3 protein-coding genes are annotated in these 4,022 nt (G+C 63.7%); 1 reads left to right on the top strand and 2 read right to left on the bottom strand.

Translation table 11 applies throughout. The annotated features are described in order from the left end of the window. Both AC1DSN_RS19475 and AC1DSN_RS19470 read right to left on the bottom strand, forming a co-directional pair. On the bottom strand, positions 1–1,239 hold a 1,239-nt coding region (locus tag AC1DSN_RS19475; RefSeq protein WP_477332325.1), incomplete at its 3' end, for a TonB-dependent receptor. A gap of 318 nt (positions 1,240–1,557) precedes the next feature. Continuing rightward, positions 1,558–1,872 carry a hypothetical protein gene (locus AC1DSN_RS19470; RefSeq protein ID WP_477332323.1) on the bottom strand — a complete coding sequence of 105 codons (315 nt, stop codon included), beginning with the start codon at positions 1,870–1,872 and terminating at the stop codon, positions 1,558–1,560. Here AC1DSN_RS19470 and AC1DSN_RS19465 point away from each other — a divergent pair. Then, the gene (locus tag AC1DSN_RS19465; protein ID WP_477332321.1) at positions 1,871–3,622 is read left to right on the top strand and encodes a DUF3300 domain-containing protein; all 1,752 of its coding nucleotides are present in this window, start codon (positions 1,871–1,873) and stop codon (positions 3,620–3,622) included. The two genes, AC1DSN_RS19470 and AC1DSN_RS19465, sit on opposite strands and share 2 nt — an antisense overlap. The last annotated feature ends 400 nt before the right edge of the window (positions 3,623–4,022 follow it).

The raw sequence follows: 4,022 nt of genomic DNA, 5'->3' as shown, positions 1-4,022 counted from the left end.
GTGCTGGCCGTCGAGGTTCCAGTTGTAGCCACCGAAGCCCTGGAACTGCGCATTCCAGATGCCCTCGGAACCACCCGTGGAACCGGTGTAGCCGACCTGGCTCGTCGCCGACCAGCCGTCACCGTACCAATCGGCGCGCAGCTGTGCGGTGCCCGTATTGACCTTGGACTCACGCTCATAGCCGTCGAGGTAAGTCGACGCACCCGGACCGTACGAGCCGCTCGTGCCGACGCCATTCTGGAAGTTGAGGGCGGTGGCGTCGGGCGCGCTGCCGGACCAGTCGCCGTAATGGCTCTGGTTGAAGTTGTCGAACTTCTCGGTGACGTAAAGGCCGGTGAAGTTCAGCTCGAACGCGTCGTTCGGCTTCCACTGCAGGTCGGTCGATACACCGTCGCGCTTGCGCTGCTGCTGGAACCACGCCGTATTGATTGCAGTCGGATACACGCCCTTGGTGCCCGGCGCGACGACGTTCGGATTGAACTGGTGATTCGGGTCGGTATCGGTCGGATCGTTCGCGCGCTGGTAACCGAAGACCTCGGTGCCCTGGCGATCGATGATGCGATCGGAATGCATGACCGAGCCGAGCACGCCGAAGGTGGAATCGTTGTTCTTCCAGCTATAGAGCGCCGACGCATTCGGCTTGCCGGTATCGGCGCGGTCGTTGTAACCGTAGCTGACGGTACCGGTCAGCGTGTTCGCCTTGAGGTCGAGCGGCTTACGCGTATTGACGATGACGGTACCGCCGATGCTGCCCTCGTCGAGGTTCGCCTGCGGGGTCTTGTAAACCTGGGCGTTACCGATGATTTCCGAGGTGAGCAGGCTGTAGTCGAACGAGCGGCTGTCCGGGTTGTTCGGATCCGAGGTCCAGTTGGTCGACGCAAGGGTCTGACCGTTCAGGAGCAGGCGGTTCAGCGCCGGATCCGTACCGAGGATGCTGACCTTGTCGCCTTCGCCGAAGTTGCGGTCGACGCTGATGCCCGGGAGATGGGACAGCGATTCGGCCACGTTGCGGTCCGGGAACTTGCCAACATCCTCAGCGGAAATGGCTTCGATGATGGAATCCGAATTGCGCTTGAGGTCCAGGGACTTCTGCAAGCTGGCACGAATGCCCGTGACCGTGATGCCGGCGAGGTCCGCGGCATTCTGTGCGTCGGCATCGGTGGCCGGGGTCTTGGCTGGCTCCGCCTTCTTGGGAGTCGTTGAGGAGGGCGGGTTCGTCGCGCCGGCGTCCTGCGCCATGGCGGAGCCCGTGGCGAACAGCCCGGCCATGATGGCCATGGAAAGGGCGCTAATCCGGTAATTCACTGCTATCTCCTGGGGATGAGAATGTTTTTTCGGGACGAACGACACCGCGCAAGCTTTCGCCTGCGTTCGTCGACCGTTCCATTGAATGAGTCACTTGCCCTGCGCGCCGGGGGACCCCGGCCGGTTGCTGTTGCAACCTTGTTACGAGGCGGATTTTTAGGGCCCAGTGACAACGTTGTCAACCGATTTTTTAACTCGATCTAAAGTCAGACAAATGATTACAAATGACTGTTAGTAAACGATTTAGTGAAATTATGAAAATACTGCACTGCGGAAAATCTCATAGGGCATTTGSATCGATCCATGCGCGGGCAAGACATTCGATGGCTGAGCGTAACTGGATGCTTTCTCTAATCTTTTCGAATACTTCACCGGAAAGTGACGCGGATGACCATCGGGAAGACCCTCTTTGTTGCGCTGCAACGAAAAAAACTGCGTATCGAATGCCAACCGGCCGATGAACGACATCGGCAAGTCCTTGCGGAATGTCACTTGATACAGCCGTCGGTCACCTGTTTTCGTCGAAGCTGAACGAACGAAGGCCCACGAACGAGCAAAGGAACTCATGGTGATCAAGCGATTCGCACTGGATGTCTCGGTGATGTCCGTCCTATCCGTGTCACTCATCGGCGCCCTTGCGGGTTGCCAGCGTCAGGCGCCGGCCGACGCGCCAGCGCCGGTCGCGGCGGCAACCGCGCCAGCAGCCGAAGCGGCACAGCAACCCGCCTATCAGCAGCCGACGGCAGAGCAGCTCTTCGCTCTGGTCGCGCCGATTGCCCTGTTCCCCGATCGCCTCGTTGCGCAGACTCTCGCCGCGTCCACCCACCCGGACGACGTCGGGCAAGCTCGTGATTTCCTGCAGCAGAACCGCAACCTCACCGGCAGCGCCTTGATCGACGCCGCCGACGGCCAGCCCTGGGATCCGAGCGTGAAGTCGCTGGTCGCTTTCCCCGCCGTGCTCGATCAGCTTGCCAACAACACGGAGTGGACCGCCGCGCTCGGCGCTGCCTATGCCAGCGAACCGACCGATGTCATGAATGCCATCCAGGTCATGCGCGGTCGCGCCCGGGCGCATGGCAATCTCCAGAACTCCGCCCAGCAGGTCGTCCAGATCGATCAACGTGGAGCCTCCGACGACGAGACCGTCGCCGACGACAACGGCATCGTCGCCGCACCCGCGCAGACCATCCTCATCGAGCCTGCCGAGTCGGACGTGGTCTACGTGCCCGATTACGATCCGGACGCCGTGTATGGCGAGCCGATTGTGACGCGCGTCTACTCGCAAGGCTGGTACGAGGAGCCGCGTGAGCGCAGCGACCTCGTCACCACCGGCCTGATTTCGTTCGGCGCCGGCGTGCTGGTCGGCGAGCTGTTCGCGTCCCACGGACACCGTGAGCCGCCGCGCTGGGGTTGGAATTCGTGGAATACGTCGTGGGGCGGTGGCCGCCCCGGCGGTCCGCACTACGGCCGCCCGGCAATCGTCTACGACAACCACCCGTACCCCGTGAACCGGACGACGGTGATCAACCGAACGGTCAATATCAATCGTTCGGTGAACATCGATCGCTCGAACCACATCGATAACCGGCACGACTTCAATAACAACACCATCGACAACCGTCGGCAGGCGGCGCCTGTCGCAAACGGGGCCCGACCGGCGCCGCCCGATTACGCGCATATGCAACGTCCGAACTTCACTGCCGGCATGACCCGCCCGACCGCGCCGAACGCACGCCCTGCCCTGCCGCCGCCTCAGCGCCAGCAGGTCCAGGCTGCCCAGGGCCAACGTGCGGATGGACGAGGTCCGGAGTCTGGCCAGCGCCCCGGCAGTCCCGCCGAGGCGCGCAACACCAATGCTGCGCAAGCCTTCCATCCTGGGCAGCCGCAGCCCGGCCAGAACGTCTCGCGCAACGAACCGACGCGTTTCGATCCGCATCAGCAGACGCCGGGACAGGTGCCGCACGCGGACCCACGCGAACAGCAGCGGGCCGCTCAGGCCGCTCAGGCCGGACGCCAGGAAGCACGCCCCCCGCAGGTCGCACAGCCCGCGCGCGTCGATCCACGCCAGCAACAGGCGGCACAGGCAGCCCAGGCGCAGCAGCAGGCAAACGCCCGCAATCAGGAGGCCGAACGCTCGCGAGCGGAAGCTCAGCAGCGCGTGGAGCAGCAGCAACGTCCGCAGCCGCAACGGCAGGAACCGCAACGCGAACAACAGCGCCCGGCTCCGACGCCGCGTCCCGAACCGCAGCATGAGAATCACGCACCCGCGGCGAAGCCCGCACCGCCTGCGAAGCATGACAAGCACGACGATCACTGAGGCTGTGCGGCAAAAGAAAGTTCATCGTGGATTACCGGGACCCGGGCGCTCGGCTTTCGGGCCGGGCCTCGACCTTGCAGACGGCTCGCCTTCGGCTTCGCAGGCTCGGCTTCGCCGTCGCTCTCTACACTTGGGCGTCTCGCGGGGACGACGGCTACCGGCGCGCTGGGGTCGACCGTTTGGCGATGGCGATGCCGACGAGCCAGCGGCCGAAGCGGCGTTGCTTCGTCGGCTCGACCCGCACGAACCTCAGGGATGGGAAGAGTCTTCGGTGCCCACCCTCGAGGCGAGTTCCGCACAAGTGGAGCGGCCGCAGGCCAATGAGAACATGGTCCGCGCAGCGGACTTTCCGGTACGAAACGCGGAGGACGTGTCTGAGCAGCGAGGGTGGGCACCGAAG

The organism is Luteibacter sp. P4_D7_3 (genome assembly GCF_056401735.1).
The sequence above is the reverse complement of the archived record's forward strand: the minus strand, read 5'-3'. Positions and strand labels throughout refer to the sequence as shown.

Coding starts and splice junctions, on each gene's coding strand:
- AC1DSN_RS19465 (WP_477332321.1), top strand. CDS start 1,871: ATGGTGATCAAGCGATTCGCACTGGATGTCTCGGTGATGTCCGTCCTA.